Consider the following 15875-nt stretch of genomic DNA (forward strand, 5'->3'; position numbering starts at 1 on the left):
AGCGGGCGAGCGCCCGTCGAGACCCCAGCACCCGAACAGCGACCTCTCCCCCGCCTCATCGGGACACCGACGCCACCAGCGCGCTACGGGGGTCTCGACGGGCGCGCAGGACTTCGTCCTTCGCTGCTCGACCACCGGCGAGGCGCCGACCTGCGGCACTGGGTACCCTGCCCGTCGTGACCACCCTGCCGACGTACGACCAGCTGGCCGACCTCCCCGCCTACAGCGAGCGCCGCGTGCCCGTGGCCTTCGAGGACATCAACGGGCACATGAACGTGCGCCACTACATCGGCATCGCGAGCGAGGGCCTCGACGACTCGCTGACCGAGGTCGGCATCCCCACCAACTGGGTCGACAAGGGCTTCGCGGTCTTCTCCGCCGAGCACCACCTGACCTACGTCAACGAGCTGCTGACCGGCGACCAGGTCTCGGTGCGGGTGCGGCTGGTCGGCCGCTCGGAGCGCGCGATCCACGCCGTGGTCTACCTGGTCGACGAGACCCGCAAGCAGCTGAGCTACGTGATGGAGGAGATCTTCCTCCACATCGACATGACCACCCGCAAGAGCTCGCCGTGGCCGGCCGACGTCGCCGCCCTGGTCGACGCCCGGGTCGCCGAGCACGGCAAGCTGCCGTTCGAGCCGACGCTGTCGGGGTCCATCGCCCTGCGGTGAACGTACTGCGATGAGCCGACAGCGGGTCGTGTCGCTGGTGCCCTCGATCACCGAGGCGCTCGCCAGCGTGCGGCCCGAGGCACTGGTCGGCGCGACCGACTGGTGCACCCACCCGGGTGACCTCGAGTCGTACGGCGTCGCCCGGGTCCGCGGGACCAAGAACCCCGACCTGGCCGCGATCCGCGCCCTCTCCCCCGACCTGGTGATCGCCAATCGGGAGGAAAACCGCGAGCTCGACGTACGCCGCCTCCGCGACGCCGGCGTGCGGGTCCACGTCACGGTGATCGAGACCGTGCCGCAGGCGATCTCCTGCTTCGACGAGCTCTTCGACGACGTGCTCGACTGGCCGCGCCCGCCCTGGCTCGAGGAGGCCCGGTCGCTGTGGCTCGGCCCGCTCCCGCCGGTACGCCGCCGCGTCGCCATCCCGATCTGGCGCGACCCGTGGATGGTCGTCGGCTCCCGGACCTTCACGGGCGACCTGGCCCGCCGGCTGGGCCTGGAGAACGTCTTCGGGTCGCACCCGGACCGCTACCCGCACGTCTCCCTGGACGACATCGACGCGCGCGGAGCGGACGTCGTACTCCTGCCGGACGAACCGTACGAGTTCACCGCCGCCGACGGTGTCTTCGCCACCCCCACCGAGCTGGTCAGCGGCCGGCTGCTGACCTGGTACGGCCCGTCGCTGGTCGAGGCGCACGCCTCCCTCGCCCGAACCACGGGGTGAACGCGACGGCGGGTCGAGACCACCCCCACGGGCCTCGACCCACCGTCCGCTCTACCTGGATCAACGAGCCGCGGGCCGGGGCGTTACGGACCCGGTGGTCGAGCAGCGGCCCGCCGGTGGTCGAGCAGCGAAGGACGAAGTCCTGAGCGCCCGTCGAGACCCCCGCACCCGGACGTCAGCTCGCGCCGGCCACCGCGGCGACGTCCGCGTCGCTCAGCAACCCCAGCCGCGCCAGCTCGCGCGCGATGCCCGCCGAGTCGGCGGCGAGCACGAACGGGACCGAGGCGTCCCAGTCCGCCTGGACCGCCTCCACCCGGCCGTCGAAGGGGTCGAGGCGCACCTCGCGGATGCAGACGGCGAGGACCCGGCCCGGGTAGCGGCGGACCGTCTCCGCGTAGATCTCCGGGTCGTGCTCGGCCGAGTCGCCGATCAGCACGAAGCGCAGGTCGGGGTGCAGGGTCAGCACCTCGTCGATCCGCTCCCGCTTGTGCCCGCCGGTCACCAGGTCGCGCAGCAGCACCGGGCCGGGCGGGAAGCCGCGATGGGCGAGGAAGCCGAGCAGGAAGTCGTGCAGGTTCCACGGGCTGGAGGAGATGTAGAAGAACGGGTTGCTCCCGTCCGCGCCCGCCAGCGCCCGGTAGAGCTCCGGCGCGCCGGCGAACGACGTCCGGGTCAGCGCCGACCCGGTCAGGGTCTGGCGGATCATCGTCCAGGTCCGCTGCACGCCGGTGACCAGGATCGTGTCGTCGACGTCCGACAGCACGCCCAGCCGCGCCCCGCCGTCGTCGACCCGGATCCGCGCGACGGCGCGCGCCTCGTCGACCCCGCGGTACGGCGCGGTCAGGCTGATCGTGCCCTCGGTCCACGGCGCCACCAGCCGGGCGTCGGCCAGCTCCGCGCGGAAGTAGCCGTCGTCGTCGGTGACCGCGTCGACGGCGACGCCACCGACCTCGATCCGCACGTGCACGCCGGGCAGCTCGGTCGTCAGGAAGCCGGCGACGCTGCGCCGTACCGCCGCCCACGGGCTCTCCCCCGCGATCGTCTCCGCGGGCTCGGCGTCGTCGAGCACCCGGCCCCGCACGATCGCGGTCCCGGTGCCGGAGGGGCCGACGCGGCCGTGGCCGACGTACGCCACGATCCGGAAGTCCGCGGCGACCTTGTCGCCCCAGCGGGCTCGGCGCGCACGGTCCCACCGCCGTTCGACGGCACCGAGGATCGAGCGCGCCCGGCTCATCCGAAGGCGGGCTTCTCCTTCGCCAGGAAGGCCCGCACCCCCTCGACGAAGTCCGGCCCCGTGTAGACCTCGCGCAGCATCGCCTCGTCGTCGCGCGGCGGGGCCTCGGCGACCCGGGCGCGGGCGAGGAGCTGCGCCTTGGTGGTCCGCAGCGTCACGGCCGACGCGGCGGACAGCCCGTCGAGGAGTACGGCGAGCTCCGCGTCGAGGTCGTCGACGACGGCGAGCAGCGCGCCGACGGCGTACGCCCGATCGGCGTCGACGAGCCGGGACGCGAGCAGCATCTCGCGGGTCAGGGCCTCCCCGAAGACGGCGGCGGTGCGGTAGACGATCGAGGCGGAGAGCGCGTTGCCGAGGGTGCGCGCGATCGGGTAGCCGAACCGGCTCCCCGGCGTCGCCAGCCGCAGGTCGCAGTGCGACGCGACGGCCAGCCCGCCGCCCACGCACACGCCGTCGACCGCCGCGATGGTGACCTGCGGAAGCGCGAACAGCTCCTCGAGGAGCTCGCGGATCCAGCCCTCGTACGCCACCGCGTCGGCGTCGACGAAGTCGCTGATCTCGTTCCCCGCCGCGAACGCCTTTCCGCCCGCGCCGCGCAGCACGAGGGCGCGTACGGCGGTGTCGTCCCGCAGCTCCGCGCACAGCTCCCGCAGCCCGGCGTACATCGCCTTCGTGAACGCGTTGCGCCGCTCCGGCCGGTTGAACGTCACCTCGACCACGCCCTCGGACCGGCGGATGAGGAGGTCGTCGTCACTCACAGCACGGAGGGTACCGACCGCGCCGGAGCCGGTGGTCGAGCAGCGAAGGACGAAGTCCTGAGCGCCCGTCGAGACCCCCCTCGCGCGCCGGCGACGTCGATGTCTCGATGGGCCGGGCGAGGTCGCCGCTCGGGTGCTGGGGCCTCGACGGGCGCTCGCCCGCTAGCGCGGCCTCACTGCTCGACCCCCGGGTAGTAGTAGCTCACCCGGTGGTCGAGCAGCGAAGGACGAAGTCCTGAGCGCCCGTCGAGACCCCCGCAGCCAGCAAGCAACCCCGACCTCGTCATCCACAGGCCACCCCACCCGCGGTTTGCCCACCACCCTCCTCCGGGGACGCCTTCCCACATGCCCTGGACCTACATCCTCGAGTGCGCCGACGGATCGCTCTACGTCGGCAGCACCGTCGACCTCGAACGACGACTCAGCCAGCACCAGAGCGGCGAGGGGGCGGCGTACACGCGTCCCCGGCGTCGTCGACCCGTCAGGCTCGTGTGGTGCGCCGACTTCGCGCGGGTCGACGATGCCTTCGCCTACGAGAAGCAGATCCAGAGCTGGGGGCGTGCCAAGCGGATCGCGCTGATCGAGGGTCGGCTGGACGACCTGCCGGGGCTCGCGCGCGGGAGGACGCTGCCTCCGCTCGAGTGACCGGGGTCGGCGTGGTCGGCGGGTTCCGGGGGTCTCGACGGGCGCTCAGGACTTCGTCCTTCGCTGCTCGACCCACGGAGCCGGGGCTCAGGACTTCGTCCTTCGCTGCTCGACCCCCGGAGCCAGCGCTCAGGACTTCGTCCTTCGCTGCTCGACCAACGGCGTCAGTGCTCGGGGCGGGTCCACTCCTCGGTCTGGGTGAGGCGGTAGAGGTAGGCCAACGAGGGGAGGACGAGGGCGGCGGCGACGGCACCGGCGATCAGGACGCCCTGGAGCGTGGCGCGCGCGCCGGCGGCGTCGGCGATGGTGATCTGGTCGACGAGCAGCCAGGGGTACTGGCCGACGCCCCAGCCGAGGACGACGGCGGCGACGGCGAGCAGGGCGACGGGGCGGGCGAGCGCGTAGCGGCGGCGTACCAGGAGTACCAGCGTGCCGACGCCCGCGAGGAACGACAGCACGATCAGCGGCGCGGCCCGGGTCTCGAGGCCGTCGGCCAGGGTCGGGGCGTCGCGCTCGATCGGGACCAGCGCGGCGAAGACCACGGCGCCGGTGACCAGCCCGACCGAGAGCGTGCGCAGCCGCAGGATCTCGGCCAGCCGGGTGGCGCCGGCGCGGTCGGCGTCCGCGGTGAGGAAGACGCCGGCGAGGAAGGCGCAGGTGCCGACGGCGATCACGCCACCGAACAGCGAGGTCGGGTTGACCCACGACCCGATCAGGTCGCCACGCCCGTCCATCGGCACTCGGCCGGAGGCGATCGCCCCCGCCACGGTGCCGAAGAAGAACGGCGTGACGACCGAGGAGAGCGCGAAGACCACGCCGAACAGCCGCGCCTGCGCCAGCGTGGCGGCGTACTTGCGGAACGCGAAGCTCGCCCCGCGCAGCACGATCCCGAACAGCGCCAGGAACATCGGCACGATCAGCGTGTTCATGGCTGCGGCGAACGCCTCGGGGAACGCCGTCCACCAGGTCACGAGCACGTAGATCAGCCAGACGTGGTTGGCCTCCCAGACCGGTCCGATGCTCCGGTCGATCTGGGTGCGCAGCTCCGCTCCGCGCTCGGACCCGCCGGCGGTGAGGTCGAAGAACCCGGAGCCGAAGTCGGCGCCGCCGAAGAGGGCGTACGCCACCACGCCCACGAACATCGCGGCCGCGACCGCCATCTCGAGGGTCACGACGCACGCCCGGACAGCTGGTCGGCGCGAGGACCGTACGGCGAGGGCAGGTCCTGCTCGCCGTCGCGCCATCGTCGGGCCATCGAGCGGATGACGATCGCCGCCCCGATGGTCATCAGCGTGTAGACGACCATCGTGGTGCCGAGCAGCCACCACAGGCCGGAGTTGTCGCCGGCGGCCTCGGGCGTGCGCATGATCCCGTAGACGATCCACGGCTGCCGGCCGACCTCGGTCGCGATCCAGCCGGCCTCCATCGCGATGGCGGCGAGGACGCCGGAGATCGCCACGAACCGCAGGAACAGGCGTTGCTCGAGCAGGTCGCGCCCCCGCCAGCGGGCCACCCAGAACACGACGGCGGCCAGCATCAGCAGGATCCCGATCCCGATCATCGACTGGAAGGCCCAGTGCGTGATGTTGACCGGCGGGTGGTCCTCCACCGGGATGGTGTCGAGGCCCTGGACCGGCTTGGTGAAGGAGTTCCGCGCCATGAGCGAGCCGAGGTACGGGATGTCGATCGACCACTTCACGACGCCGTCGACGAGGAAGCCGCCGATCCGCAGCGGCGAGGCGCCGTCGTCGGTCTCCGTGGCCAGCTCGAACGCCGCGAGCTTGGCCGGCTGGGTCTCCGCGAGCCGGGCGCCGAGCAGGTGACCGACGAGCGGCTGCAGGACCGCGGCGACGCTGGCGAACGCGAACGGCAGGGTGAAGCCGAGCCGGTGGTAGCGGTCCCGACGCCCCTTCAGCAGCCCGACGGCGTACACCGCGGCGACCGAGAAGCCGGCGACCATGTACGCCGCCACCCACATGTGCAGGAACTGCCAGATCGCGTTGGGGTTGAACAGCACCGCCCACGGATCGATGTTCGTGACCTCGCCGCCGATGATGTCGAAGCCGACCGGGGCGTTCATCCACGCGTTGACGGTGAGGATGCAGTAGGTGCCGATGATGCCGGTGATCGCCATCGGCAGGACGAACCACAGGTGCTTGCGGGGGTCGATCCGGCCCCAGCCGTAGAGGTAGATCCCGAGGAAGATCGCCTCCAGGAAGAAGGCCAGCCCCTCGAACGCGAACGACAGGCCGACCACGTCGCCGTACGTGCCCATCAGGCCCGGCCACAGCAGCCCCATCTGGAACGCCAGCGCGGTGCCGGACACGACCCCGATAGCGAACAGCACCGCCGAGACCTTCGCCCACCGGTGCGCGAGCAGCAGCGCGGTGTCGTCGCGGCGGCGTACGCCGAGCCAGTGCATCACGAAGATCATCGCGGGCAGCGCGACGCCGAAGCAGGCCAGCACGATGTGCCACCCCAGGGACAGCGCCATCTGCTGGCGCGCGGGCATCAGCCCGGCGGGGTCGGCGAGCTCCGAGGACAGGGCGGTGAGCAGCAGGTTGGTCGTTCCCACCTTGACGACCGTACGTGGTCTCGAACGCGTTCAACGAACTTTGTGAACTCTTTCACGAAGTTGGCTGGCAGGGGTCGGGCGTCGTGCGAGCGGTCCGGATGCGGGTGATAGCGGGTGCGCCAGCCGCGGCCTGCCCAAGCGCCGCAATTGCGGCCGTTGGGCAGGCTCCAGCCCCGCCACCCTGCTCAACCGCTGCAATTGCAGCCGTTGGGCGGCCCCGCACGCGCGCGGTCTACCGCTCCCGCGCCACCAGCCAGCGACCCAGCAGCGTGCCGTCGGCCTCGAGCAGCCCCGTCAGCTCCAGCGGTACGTCGACCGGCGGGCCGGCCGTCATCCGCGCGTGGTCGCCGCCGACCAGCCGCGGCACGATGGTCGCGCAGAGCTCGTCGGCAGCGCCCTGGTCGAGCAGGTCGCGGAGCAGGTGCGGGCCGCCCTCGGCGAGCAGGCTGGACCAGCCGCGGGCGACCAGCCGGCTGCGCAGCAGCGGGAGGTCGACGCGGTGCTGGCCGCAGACCAGGACGTGCTCGTCGCCGAGCTGCTCGCGCGCCGTCGTCAGGCCGGGCGCGGCGCCGCAGGTCGCCAGCAGCACGCGGCCGGGGTCCGCGTCGCGCAGCGTGGGCGGCACCTCGCCGCGGCGGCTCACGACGACGATCGGCCGGTCCGCCGGCCCGTACCTCTCCGCCCGCGCCGTCCCCGCACCGACCAGGATCGCGTCGGCGAGCCGGCGCAGGGTCGCGAAGACCTGATGGTCGGCGGCGTTGTTGATCGATCCGCTGCGCCCGTCGGCACCGGTCGCGGCGCCGTCGAGCGTGCTGATCATGTTGACGCGCAGCCACGGGAGCCGTGGGACGGCGTACGCCGCGTCGAGGTCCGGCTCGCCGGCTGCTCCCGGCCCGATCAGCACCCGCATCGTCAACCGACCTCCCACCTCATCACCCAGTACTGCACACCGTAAGGGTCGTCGTCGTAGTCGACCTGCGCCTCGGTCCCGGCCGGCAGCAGGCCGAACAGCCGGTGAATCCCGTCCACCGACGCCAGCAACGCCTCCCCGAGCCCGTCGTCGGTCCAGCTCGCGTCCCCCGACACCAGCGCCGCCCGCAGCGCGTCGTCGAACGCGAAGGACCGCTCGTCCAGGTGGCCCGGCGCCTTCTCGGAGCGCCGGGCCGAGCCGTTCCCCACCACCAGTACCGCCGGTGGTCGAGCAGCGAAGGCGCTCTGCGCCTGAGCGCCCGTCGAGCCCCCCCCAGCCGACAGGAGCGCCTCGCCCACACGGCTCCCCTGCGCATCCCCCACCACGACGACGCCATCTCCCGAGGACCCCAGCCAGCGGACCGCGTCCAGGCAGGCCAGCCGCAGGTCGAGGACCGGGTCGGAGAGGCCGGCGTACTCCGGCAGCAGCGCGAGCACGCCGGGCACCAGCGCGAAGCGTCTCATTGCAGTCCCCTGATCGCCCGAGCCGGCATCCGGCGCCCCGCGATCGTGTTGACCATGTCGACGGTCTGCCGGGTCTCGACCACCTCGTGGACGCGGTAGATCCGTGCCCCCGCCAGCGCGCACACCGCCGTCGCGGCCAGCGTCCCCGTCAGCCGCGAGCCGACGGGCAGGTCGAGGGACTCCCCGACGAAGTCCTTGTTGGACAGCGAGACCAGCACCGGCCAGCCGGTCTCCACCATCTCGCCGAGCCGGTGCGTGAGCTCCAGCGAGTGGAAGGTGTTCTTGCCGAAGTCGTGGGCGGGATCGATGACGACCGAGCGCCGGTCGACGCCCGCGGCGACGGCCCGGTAGGCGTAGGCGACCGTGTCCGCGATGGCCGAGCGCACGACGTCGTCGTACTCCACCCGGTACGGCCGGGTCCGCGGCGTCGCGCCGCCGGTGTGGGTGCAGATGATGGCGGCGTCGTACTCCGCCGCGACGTCCACGAGGCCCGGGTCGGCCCCGCCCCATGCGTCGTTCAGCACGTCGGCCCCGGCCTCGCAGACCGCCCGGCCGACCGAGGCGCGCCAGGTGTCGACGGAGATGACGAGGGAGGGGTACGCCGCCCGCACGCGCGCGACGAAGTCGACCACCCGCCGCTTCTCCTCGTCCTCGTCGATGTGCTCCCCGGGGGCCGCCTTGATGCCGCCGATGTCGACGATCTCGGCGCCCTGCTCGACGACCTGCGCGACCCGGTCGAAGGCCTTGTCCTCGGCCCAGGTGGCGCCCTTGTCGTAGAACGAGTCGGGGGTGCGGTTGACGATCGCCATCATCAGCGTCGCGTCGTCGGGGAAGTGGTGGCGGCCCAGTTTCAGCGTCATGCGCCCACCGCCGGCGGTCGCTCGATCACGGGTACGGCGTGCTGCCGCGGCTCCCGCCCCGGACCGAACTGGGTCAGCGGGATGTCGTCCGCGTGGTGGCTGTGCGTGGAGCGCGCCCAGCTCGCCGTCAGGATCTGGGTCGCCATCGCGCCCAGGTCGAGCAGCGCCTGGTGCCGGTGCGCCCGGCGGCCGAGGTCGACCTGCGCGATCGCGTCCATCCCGTGGGCGCGCCACGTGTCGATGAGGGCGGCCAGCTCTACGGCGTACCCGGTCGGTACGGAGAGCGTCTCGAACAGCGACCGTCGCACGGCCCACTCGCCGGCGAGCGGCTGCACCAGGCCGGCCAGCGGCGGGAAGAGCAGCGCGATCAGCGGGCGGGCGACCAGCTCGGTGACCCGGCCACCCTCGTAGGCACCGTCCGCACCAGGCCGCTCGTAGAACCCCTTGACCAGCCCGACCTCGGGGCGGGTCAGCAGCGGCCCGAGCAGGCCGGGTACGAAGTGGGTGTCCCAGTCGAGCAGGTCGGCGTCCATGAAGACGACGACGTCGCCGCCGGTGACGAACAGCGACTTCCACATCGCCTCGCCCTTGCCCGGGTGCGACCCGAGCTCGGGACGGATCTCGGCGGCGCGGTGCACGACGGCGCCCGCGTCGGAGGCGACGGCGTGGGTGTCGTCGGTGGAGTCGGAGTCGATGACCACGATCTCGTCGACCAGCGCGACGGTCTCGACGAGCGCCTCCCGGACCCGGGTGACCACGTCGCCGACGGTCGCGGCCTCGTTGCGGGCCGGCACCACCAGGCTCACCCGCTGCTCACCCTTCGCGGCGAGCAGGTCGTCGAGCGTCCACTCGTCCCAGCGATGGGTGTTGCGCTCGAACCACGTCACGTCGCGACACTAGATGACCAGGTCCCAGGGCTTGCACGCTCCGCGGCGCTCAGTGCGCACGCTGGCGGCGTTGTCGTCGGTCGCCATGACTCCGTCATGCCTCCCTCCTCCGCCTTGCCAGCGCACGCGCTGAGTGCCGCTCGCCTGCACAACCCCTGGGACCTGGCCATCTCGAGGACTGCTTGAATGCTCAGGTGTCGTCCCCGCAGCCCGCTGAGCGCAAGACCCGGGGCCGGCCCCGCGATCCGGGTGCCGAGCGACGGATCCTCGACGCCGCCCTCGAGGAGTACGGCGAGCGCGGCTGGTCGGGCTTCACGATGGACGCCGTCGCTCGCCGCGCCGGCGTGGGCAAGTCGACGGTCTACCTGCGCTGGCAGGACAAGGACTCGCTGCTCATCGACGCCGTCGCCGCCCGCACCGGGAGCATCGAGGACGTCGACACGGGCAGCTTCCACGGCGACCTGGTCGAGGTGTCGGCGAACCTGTACCGCCACTACCTCGACCCCGCCGGCTGGGCCACGCTGCGCCTGGCCGTCGACGCCGCCACGTCGCCGTCGTCGCTCGGCACCGTCAGCGCCCGGCTCGCCGAGCAGCACACCGCCGCCGTCCTGGCGATCGTCGCCCGCGCGATCGAACGCGGCGAGGCGCCGCGGGACCTGCCCGCGGCGCCCCTGGTCCTCTGCCTGTACGGCGCGGTCACCATGCAGACGCTGACCCTCGCCGGTTCCGAGCGTCAGCTCCCCGAGGCGGAGATCCGCCGCCGGGTCACCGAGCTCGTCGACTTCGTCCTCGCCGGCCGCACCTGACGCAGAACCGGTGGTCGAGCAGCGAAGGACGAAGTCCTGAGCGCCCGTCGAGACCCCCGCCGCCCACCAGCGACAGCAGTCCTCAGTCGCCGATCTTCGTCGCGGCGTCGGTGGTCGCCTCCGCAGCCGAGGCGGCGGTCTTCTTGGCAGCCGTAGCGGTGGCCTTGGCGCTGCTCTGCGGGGCGGCGGACTTCTTGGCCGCGGTCTTCTTCGCCGTGGTCGACGTCTTCTTCGCGGTCGTCTTGGTCGCCTTGGCGGCCTGCGTGCGCGTGGTCTTCGCCTTCGCGGCCGTGGTCTTCGCCGCGGTCGCGGTCGCGGCCGTCGACTCCTGGCGGCGGATCCGGGTGACCAGCACCTCGCCGCGCTTGGCCAGGTCGCCGTACGCGCTGGTCGCAGTGGCGACGTTGCCGTCGACGAAGCCCTGGACCTTCGTCGGGAGGACCTTCGCCTCGCCCTGCAGCTCGGCGACGCGGGCCTCGATGGCGCTCCGGCGGGACTTGGCGTCCTTCGCGAGGGCGTCGACGCGCTCATTGACGACGCTCCGGGCCTGCTCGCGCAGCGCCTCGGGGTTCAGGTCGATCGCGGCGAACCGCTTCTGCACGTCGGCGACGTACTCGCGCACGGTCTCGACCGCGAGGTCGGCGACGCCGGCGCCGGCGTACAGGGTGGACTTGATGTCGAACGTGGTCTTGGCCATGTCGTTCTCCTTGGAATCGGTTCGTGGGGTCAGTTCTCGTCGCTCGGCTCGTCGGCCCGGTCCGCCGTACTCGACGCGTTGAGCGCGAGGAACGACGCGTACACGTCGAGCAGCGACTGCTTCTGGCGCTCGGTGAGGCCGGTGTCGTTGAGGACGGCCAGCTCGACCGTTCCCCCGACTCCGTCCTCGGGACTCACTATCCCCGCCCGGATGTAGAGCTGCTCGGCGGAGATGCGCAGCGCCTTCGCGATCTGCTGCAGCACCTCGGCCGAGGGCCGCCGCAGTCCGCGTTCGATCTGGCTCAGGTAGGGGTTCGAGACGTCGGCAAGCTCCGCGAGCTGCCGCAGGGAGAGCTGTGCTCCCGTGCGCTGCTCGCGCAGGTAGTCGCCGAGCGTCTCGACGGTCTTGCCGACCTTGCCCTTCGCCATGCCTCCAGTGTGCTAGCTGCTGCTAGCAATTTGCAAGCAGCCAGCAAGCACTTCGGCCGTGATCCCCGTCCCATCGGTGGTCGAGCGCCCCGGTGGTCGAGCGCCCCCGGTGGTCGAGCAGCGAAGGACGAAGTCCTGAGCGCCCGTCGAGACCCCCGCACCCACCAGCGACCTCGATGACTCCCCCGACGATCAGGCGTAGCCCAGCACCGACTGCCGCTTCTCCCCCCACGCGAGCGCGGAGGCGATCGCCTCGTCGAGGCTGAGCTCGGTGCGCCAGCCCAGCAGCTCGGCGGCCTTGTCGGCGTTGGCGTAGGCACCGGCGGCGTCCCCGGGCCGGGCGGGCGCCTCGACGACGGGCACGGGGCGGCCGACGACCCGCTCGACGGCTGCGAGCAGCTCGCGCACGGTGACGCCGTCGCCGGACCCGAGGTTGATGTAGGTGTACGGCGCGTCCACGCGCTCCAGCACCGCGTCGAACTGCTCCACCGCGCGCACGTGGGCGCGGGCGAGGTCCCACACGTGGATGTAGTCGCGGATCCCCGTGCCGTCGCGGGTCGGGTGGTCGGTGCCGGTGAGGGTGAAGGTGTCGCGCAGGCCGAGCGCCGCCTGCGCCATCAGGGGTACGACGTGGGTGGCGTCGCGCAGGTGGTAGCCGGTCCGCAGGTCCGGGTCGGCGCCGATCGGGTTGAAGTAGCGCAGGATGATCGCGCGCAGGTCGGTGGCGCGGGAGAGGTCCTCCAGGATCATCTCCATCATCCGCTTGGTGCGGGCGTACGGCGAGGTCGGCTCGACCGCGTCCTCCTCGGTCACCTCGAAGTCCGGCTTCAGCGCGTAGAGCGAGGCCGTGGAGGAGAACAGGATCCGACCCTTCCCGAGCGCGGTGAGCTCGTCGAACATCTCCAGCGAGTCGGCCACGTTCCCGCGGTAGTAGTCGTACGGCTGCTGGACCGACTCGGGCACGATGATCCGCGCGGCCATGTGGATGGTCGCGTCCAGATCGGGGTGCTCGTCGACAAGCCGCCGAAGGAGCGCACGGTCCGCCATCTCGCCCTCGTAGAAGATCCGGTCGCCGACGTACAGGCGCGGGCCGACAAGCAGCGAGTCGAGCACGATCGGCGTGTGCCCCGCCGCCTCGAGCGCCGTACAGGTGATCGAACCGATGTAGCCGGCGCCGCCGGTGACCAGGACCTTCATGCCGAGAGCCTATTCACTCCCCCGGCCGGCCGAGCCCGACACCGTTGGTCGAGCAGCGAAGGACGAAGTCCTGAGCGCCCGTCGAGACCCCGCAACCCACCACCGATCCCGAGCCCCGAGGCCGCTCGGCGTTTGACGACCGTCACACCCGGGCATCGAGGTCCCATGGCGAGCTTCGACCTCTTCCTCGGTCACCTCTTCGACCACGTCGAGGAGAAGCTCACCACGCCGTTCGAGGACTGGTGCCGCGAGCACGGCGTCCACCCCGAGTCCCGCAACGCCTGGCCGCGCTTCGAGGCCGCCCAGGCCGCCTCGGCCACCGCCGCTGCCGGCTGACCCGAGCCCCGGTCCAGCCCTACCCCAGGGTTCGAGGGACCCATCTGGGTGGTTTAGGAGTAAGTAGGGGTGATTGGTTGGCGACCGTCTGCCGTCCCAGCCATGATGTTCCCGTCGCCCAGCTCTGGGTTTGGGAGGGAGCTCGGTCGACAGACCCGGGTCGCGTGTATCCCCGTGTGCGCGACCCGGGCCCCTCCCTCGGCGCCCCGCCGGCTCAGCCGGTGCGCGAGACGCTCACCCCGACGTGGAACCTGCTGCGGCAGGGGCATGCCCACGTATCCGTGTGGACCCCGCACGTCGCCCGCTCCGGCTTGAAGCCCGGCAGCAGCCGCTTCAGCCGGTCGCTCTTCTTCAGCTCGTGGACCTGATCATGACCGCACCTCGGGCAGGCTTCCGCCACCGTGATTCCCCCTCCAGGAACACTCAACAGACTCAGCCCCCGTGCGTTCTCGAGTGTGGCAGCCGGGCGCTCTCTTGGACGGAGAAGTCGCGAGATGGGTAAGGGATCACAGACGCGGCGATCGGTCCCAGCGCCGGTCATCCGGCTGCCCGCGCTGGCATGATCCGTCCATGCCCACCGCGCTCATCACCGGCATCACCGGTCAGGACGGCCTGTACCTCGCCGAGCTCCTGCTCTCCAAGGGGTACGACGTCCACGGCCTGGTCCGGGGGCAGAACAACCCGAAGGGCTGGCTGGTCGAGAAGCACCTGCCGGACGTGCGGCTCCACCACGGCGACCTCACCGACATGTCCAGCCTGCTGCGGGCACTGCGGGACTCCGACCCCGACGAGGTCTACAACCTGGGCGCGGTCTCCTTCGTCGCCTACTCGTGGGAGAACGCCCACCTCACGACCGACGTGACCGCGAAGGGCGTGCTCAACCTGCTGGAGGCGCTCCGGCTGCACACCGGTGACCGGCCCGAGCACGTCCGCTTCTACCAGGCGTCCAGCTCGGAGATGTTCGGCAAGGTGCAGGAGACCCCGCAGCACGAGCGCACCCTGCTGTGGCCGCGGTCGCCGTACGGCGTGAGCAAGGTCTTCGGGCACCACATGACGATCAACTACCGCGAGTCGTACGGCATGCACGCGTCGTCGGGGATCCTGTTCAACCACGAGTCCCCCCGCCGCGGCCCGGAGTTCGTGACCCGCAAGATCAGCCAGGCCGTCGCCCGGATCCACCTGGGGCTCCAGGAGGACGTCGTGCTCGGCAACCTCGACGCCGAGCGGGACTGGGGCTTCGCCGGCGACTACGTCGAGGCGATGTGGCTGATGCTGCAGCAGCCCACCGCGGACGACTACGTCGTGGCGACCGGGGAGACCCACTCGATCCGCGACTTCCTCGACGTGGCGTTCGGGCACGTCGGCATCGAGGACTGGACTCCGCACGTGCGCCAGGACCCCCGCTTCATGCGGCCTGCCGAGGTCGACATGCTGATCGGCGACGCGAGCAAGGCTCGCGACGTGCTCGGGTGGAAGCCGAAGGTCTCGTTCGCCGAGCTCGTCACCATGATGGTCGAGGCCGATCTCGACGCCATCCGCCAGGGTTGGTGAGATGCCCCGCGCCTTCATCACCGGGATCAGCGGGCAGGACGGCAGCTACCTCGCCGAGCGACTCATCGACGAGGGGTACGACGTCCACGCGCTGAGCCTCTCCAGCGAGCCGTCCCCCCACTGCCCCGGCGTCGTCCTGCACCGCGGCGACCTGACCGACGTCGACCGGGTCCGCAGCCTGCTCGTCCAGATCGGCCCCGACGAGATCTACAACCTGGCCGCGATCAGCTCGGTCGCCCGCTCGTGGCAGGAACCGGATCTCACCGCCCGGGTCAACGGCCTGGCCGCCGTCGGCCTGCTCGAGAGCGCCCTGCAGGCCCAGGAGACGACCGGTCGTGCGGTGCGCTTCGTCCAGGCGTCCAGCGCCGAGATCTTCGGGGAGCCGGCGACCTCGCCGCAGGACGAGGAGACCCCGCTGCGCCCGGTGAACCCGTACGGCGCCGCGAAGGCCTACGCCCACCTGATGACCGGCGTCTACCGCGGTCGGGGGCTGCACGCGGTCAGCGCGATCCTCTACAACCACGAGTCCCCCCGGCGGCCCGCGCAGTTCGTCACCCGCAAGATCACCGCCGGGGCCGCGGCGATCGCGCGCGGCGAGGCCGACACGATCACCCTGGGCAACCTGGACGCCCGCCGGGACTGGGGCTGGGCACCCGACTACGTGGACGCGATGGTCCGGGCTGCTCGCGCGGAGAGCGCGACGGACTACGTCGTCGGCACCGGAGTGGGACGGAGCGTCCGCGACTTCGTCGCCGCCGCACTGGGTCACGTCGGCATCGGCGACTGGGAGCGGCACGTCCGGGTCGATCCCACGTTCGTCCGACCCGCCGATCCATCGGACCTCACGGCGGACGCGACCCTCGCGCGGGAGCGACTCGGCTGGCGCCCCACCGTGAGCTTCGAGGAGATCGTGGGGCGGATGGTCGAAGCCGATCTGACCGCGATCTGACCGCACACTGCGATGCCGGGCGCGCTAACGATCGTCCGTGCACAAGGTCACGAGGTTGATGGGACGAATCTGGTGCGCATTCGGTGCCCCTCCGCCAGAATGATGAACGGCAACGATGCCAGC

At 71.8% G+C, this 15875-nt stretch carries 18 protein-coding genes; 7 read left to right on the forward strand and 11 right to left on the reverse strand.

Going from position 1 to position 15875, the window contains the following annotated elements; genetic code table 11:
• The first annotated feature begins 176 nt into the window (after positions 1-176).
• Together VMF51_RS20375 and VMF51_RS20380 are read left to right on the forward strand one after the other, a co-directional pair.
• A complete protein-coding gene (locus tag VMF51_RS20375; RefSeq protein ID WP_325476302.1) occupies positions 177-671 on the forward strand; it encodes a thioesterase family protein in 495 nt (164 codons plus the stop codon).
• Between the two features lie 10 nt (positions 672-681).
• On the forward strand, positions 682-1395 hold the full coding sequence (locus VMF51_RS20380; protein ID WP_325476303.1) for a helical backbone metal receptor: 714 nt from the start codon (positions 682-684) through the stop codon (positions 1393-1395).
• A gap of 175 nt (positions 1396-1570) precedes the next feature.
• Here the strand turns inward: VMF51_RS20380 and VMF51_RS20385 are convergent, their stop codons facing one another.
• The gene (locus tag VMF51_RS20385) at positions 1571-2629 is read right to left on the reverse strand and encodes an App1 family protein (protein ID WP_325476304.1); all 1059 of its coding nucleotides are present in this window, start codon (positions 2627-2629) and stop codon (positions 1571-1573) included.
• Positions 2626-3387 carry an enoyl-CoA hydratase-related protein gene (locus tag VMF51_RS20390; protein WP_325476305.1) on the reverse strand — a complete coding sequence of 254 codons (762 nt, stop codon included), beginning with the start codon at positions 3385-3387 and terminating at the stop codon, positions 2626-2628. Before VMF51_RS20390 ends, VMF51_RS20385 begins: the two co-directional genes overlap by 4 nt.
• A 345-nt stretch (positions 3388-3732) precedes the next feature.
• On the opposite strand from VMF51_RS20390, the gene VMF51_RS20395 reads away from it, so the two are divergent.
• Positions 3733-4032 (forward strand): GIY-YIG nuclease family protein, encoded by a 300-nt coding sequence (locus VMF51_RS20395; protein WP_325476306.1) that lies wholly within the window; start codon positions 3733-3735, stop codon positions 4030-4032.
• A 164-nt stretch (positions 4033-4196) separates the two neighbouring features.
• Here VMF51_RS20395 and VMF51_RS20400 read toward each other — a convergent pair whose 3' ends face one another.
• The 6 genes from VMF51_RS20400 to VMF51_RS20425 all read right to left on the reverse strand — a co-directional run bounded on the left by VMF51_RS20400 (position 4197) and on the right by VMF51_RS20425 (position 9788).
• Positions 4197-5204, reverse strand: a complete 1008-nt coding sequence (locus VMF51_RS20400) for a cytochrome d ubiquinol oxidase subunit II (RefSeq protein ID WP_325476307.1) — start codon at positions 5202-5204, stop codon at positions 4197-4199.
• Positions 5201-6607: a cytochrome ubiquinol oxidase subunit I gene (locus VMF51_RS20405; protein ID WP_325476308.1), complete on the reverse strand. Its 1407-nt coding sequence runs from the start codon at positions 6605-6607 to the stop codon at positions 5201-5203. Before VMF51_RS20405 ends, VMF51_RS20400 begins: the two co-directional genes overlap by 4 nt.
• A gap of 232 nt (positions 6608-6839) precedes the next feature.
• Entirely contained in the window at positions 6840-7517 is a 678-nt protein-coding gene (locus VMF51_RS20410; RefSeq protein WP_325476309.1) for a dihydrofolate reductase family protein, read from the reverse strand.
• A gap of 2 nt (positions 7518-7519) precedes the next feature.
• Positions 7520-8023, reverse strand: a complete 504-nt coding sequence (locus tag VMF51_RS20415) for a hypothetical protein (protein WP_325476310.1) — start codon at positions 8021-8023, stop codon at positions 7520-7522.
• Between the two features lie 14 nt (positions 8024-8037).
• Positions 8038-8901 (reverse strand): dihydropteroate synthase, encoded by an 864-nt coding sequence (gene folP / locus VMF51_RS20420; RefSeq protein ID WP_325476311.1) that lies wholly within the window; start codon positions 8899-8901, stop codon positions 8038-8040.
• Positions 8898-9788, reverse strand: a complete 891-nt coding sequence (locus VMF51_RS20425; protein WP_325476312.1) for a glucosyl-3-phosphoglycerate synthase — start codon at positions 9786-9788, stop codon at positions 8898-8900. Before VMF51_RS20425 ends, folP begins: the two co-directional genes overlap by 4 nt.
• A gap of 194 nt (positions 9789-9982) precedes the next feature.
• On the opposite strand from VMF51_RS20425, the gene VMF51_RS20430 reads away from it, so the two are divergent.
• Positions 9983-10594 carry a TetR/AcrR family transcriptional regulator gene (locus VMF51_RS20430; protein WP_325476313.1) on the forward strand — a complete coding sequence of 204 codons (612 nt, stop codon included), beginning with the start codon at positions 9983-9985 and terminating at the stop codon, positions 10592-10594.
• Between the two features lie 82 nt (positions 10595-10676).
• Here VMF51_RS20430 and VMF51_RS20435 read toward each other — a convergent pair whose 3' ends face one another.
• From VMF51_RS20435 to galE, 3 genes are all read right to left on the reverse strand, one after another.
• A complete protein-coding gene (locus tag VMF51_RS20435) occupies positions 10677-11291 on the reverse strand; it encodes a hypothetical protein (RefSeq protein WP_325476314.1) in 615 nt (204 codons plus the stop codon).
• A gap of 29 nt (positions 11292-11320) precedes the next feature.
• Positions 11321-11719: a helix-turn-helix transcriptional regulator gene (locus tag VMF51_RS20440; protein WP_325476315.1), complete on the reverse strand. Its 399-nt coding sequence runs from the start codon at positions 11717-11719 to the stop codon at positions 11321-11323.
• Between the two features lie 192 nt (positions 11720-11911).
• Positions 11912-12916 (reverse strand): UDP-glucose 4-epimerase GalE, encoded by a 1005-nt coding sequence (gene galE, locus VMF51_RS20445; RefSeq protein WP_325476316.1) that lies wholly within the window; start codon positions 12914-12916, stop codon positions 11912-11914.
• 165 nt (positions 12917-13081) lie between these two features.
• Between galE and VMF51_RS20450 the strand changes: the two genes are divergently transcribed.
• From VMF51_RS20450 to VMF51_RS20460, 3 genes are all read left to right on the forward strand, one after another.
• A complete protein-coding gene (locus VMF51_RS20450; protein ID WP_325476317.1) occupies positions 13082-13252 on the forward strand; it encodes a hypothetical protein in 171 nt (56 codons plus the stop codon).
• 570 nt (positions 13253-13822) lie between these two features.
• Positions 13823-14803: a GDP-mannose 4,6-dehydratase gene (gene gmd / locus VMF51_RS20455; RefSeq protein WP_325476318.1), complete on the forward strand. Its 981-nt coding sequence runs from the start codon at positions 13823-13825 to the stop codon at positions 14801-14803.
• Position 14804: 1 nt separating this feature from the next.
• Positions 14805-15752 (forward strand): GDP-mannose 4,6-dehydratase, encoded by a 948-nt coding sequence (locus tag VMF51_RS20460; protein WP_325476319.1) that lies wholly within the window; start codon positions 14805-14807, stop codon positions 15750-15752.
• The last annotated feature ends 123 nt before the right edge of the window (positions 15753-15875 follow it).

It is taken from the genome of Nocardioides sp. (assembly GCF_035503875.1).
Lineage (GTDB): Bacteria > Actinomycetota > Actinomycetes > Propionibacteriales > Nocardioidaceae > Nocardioides.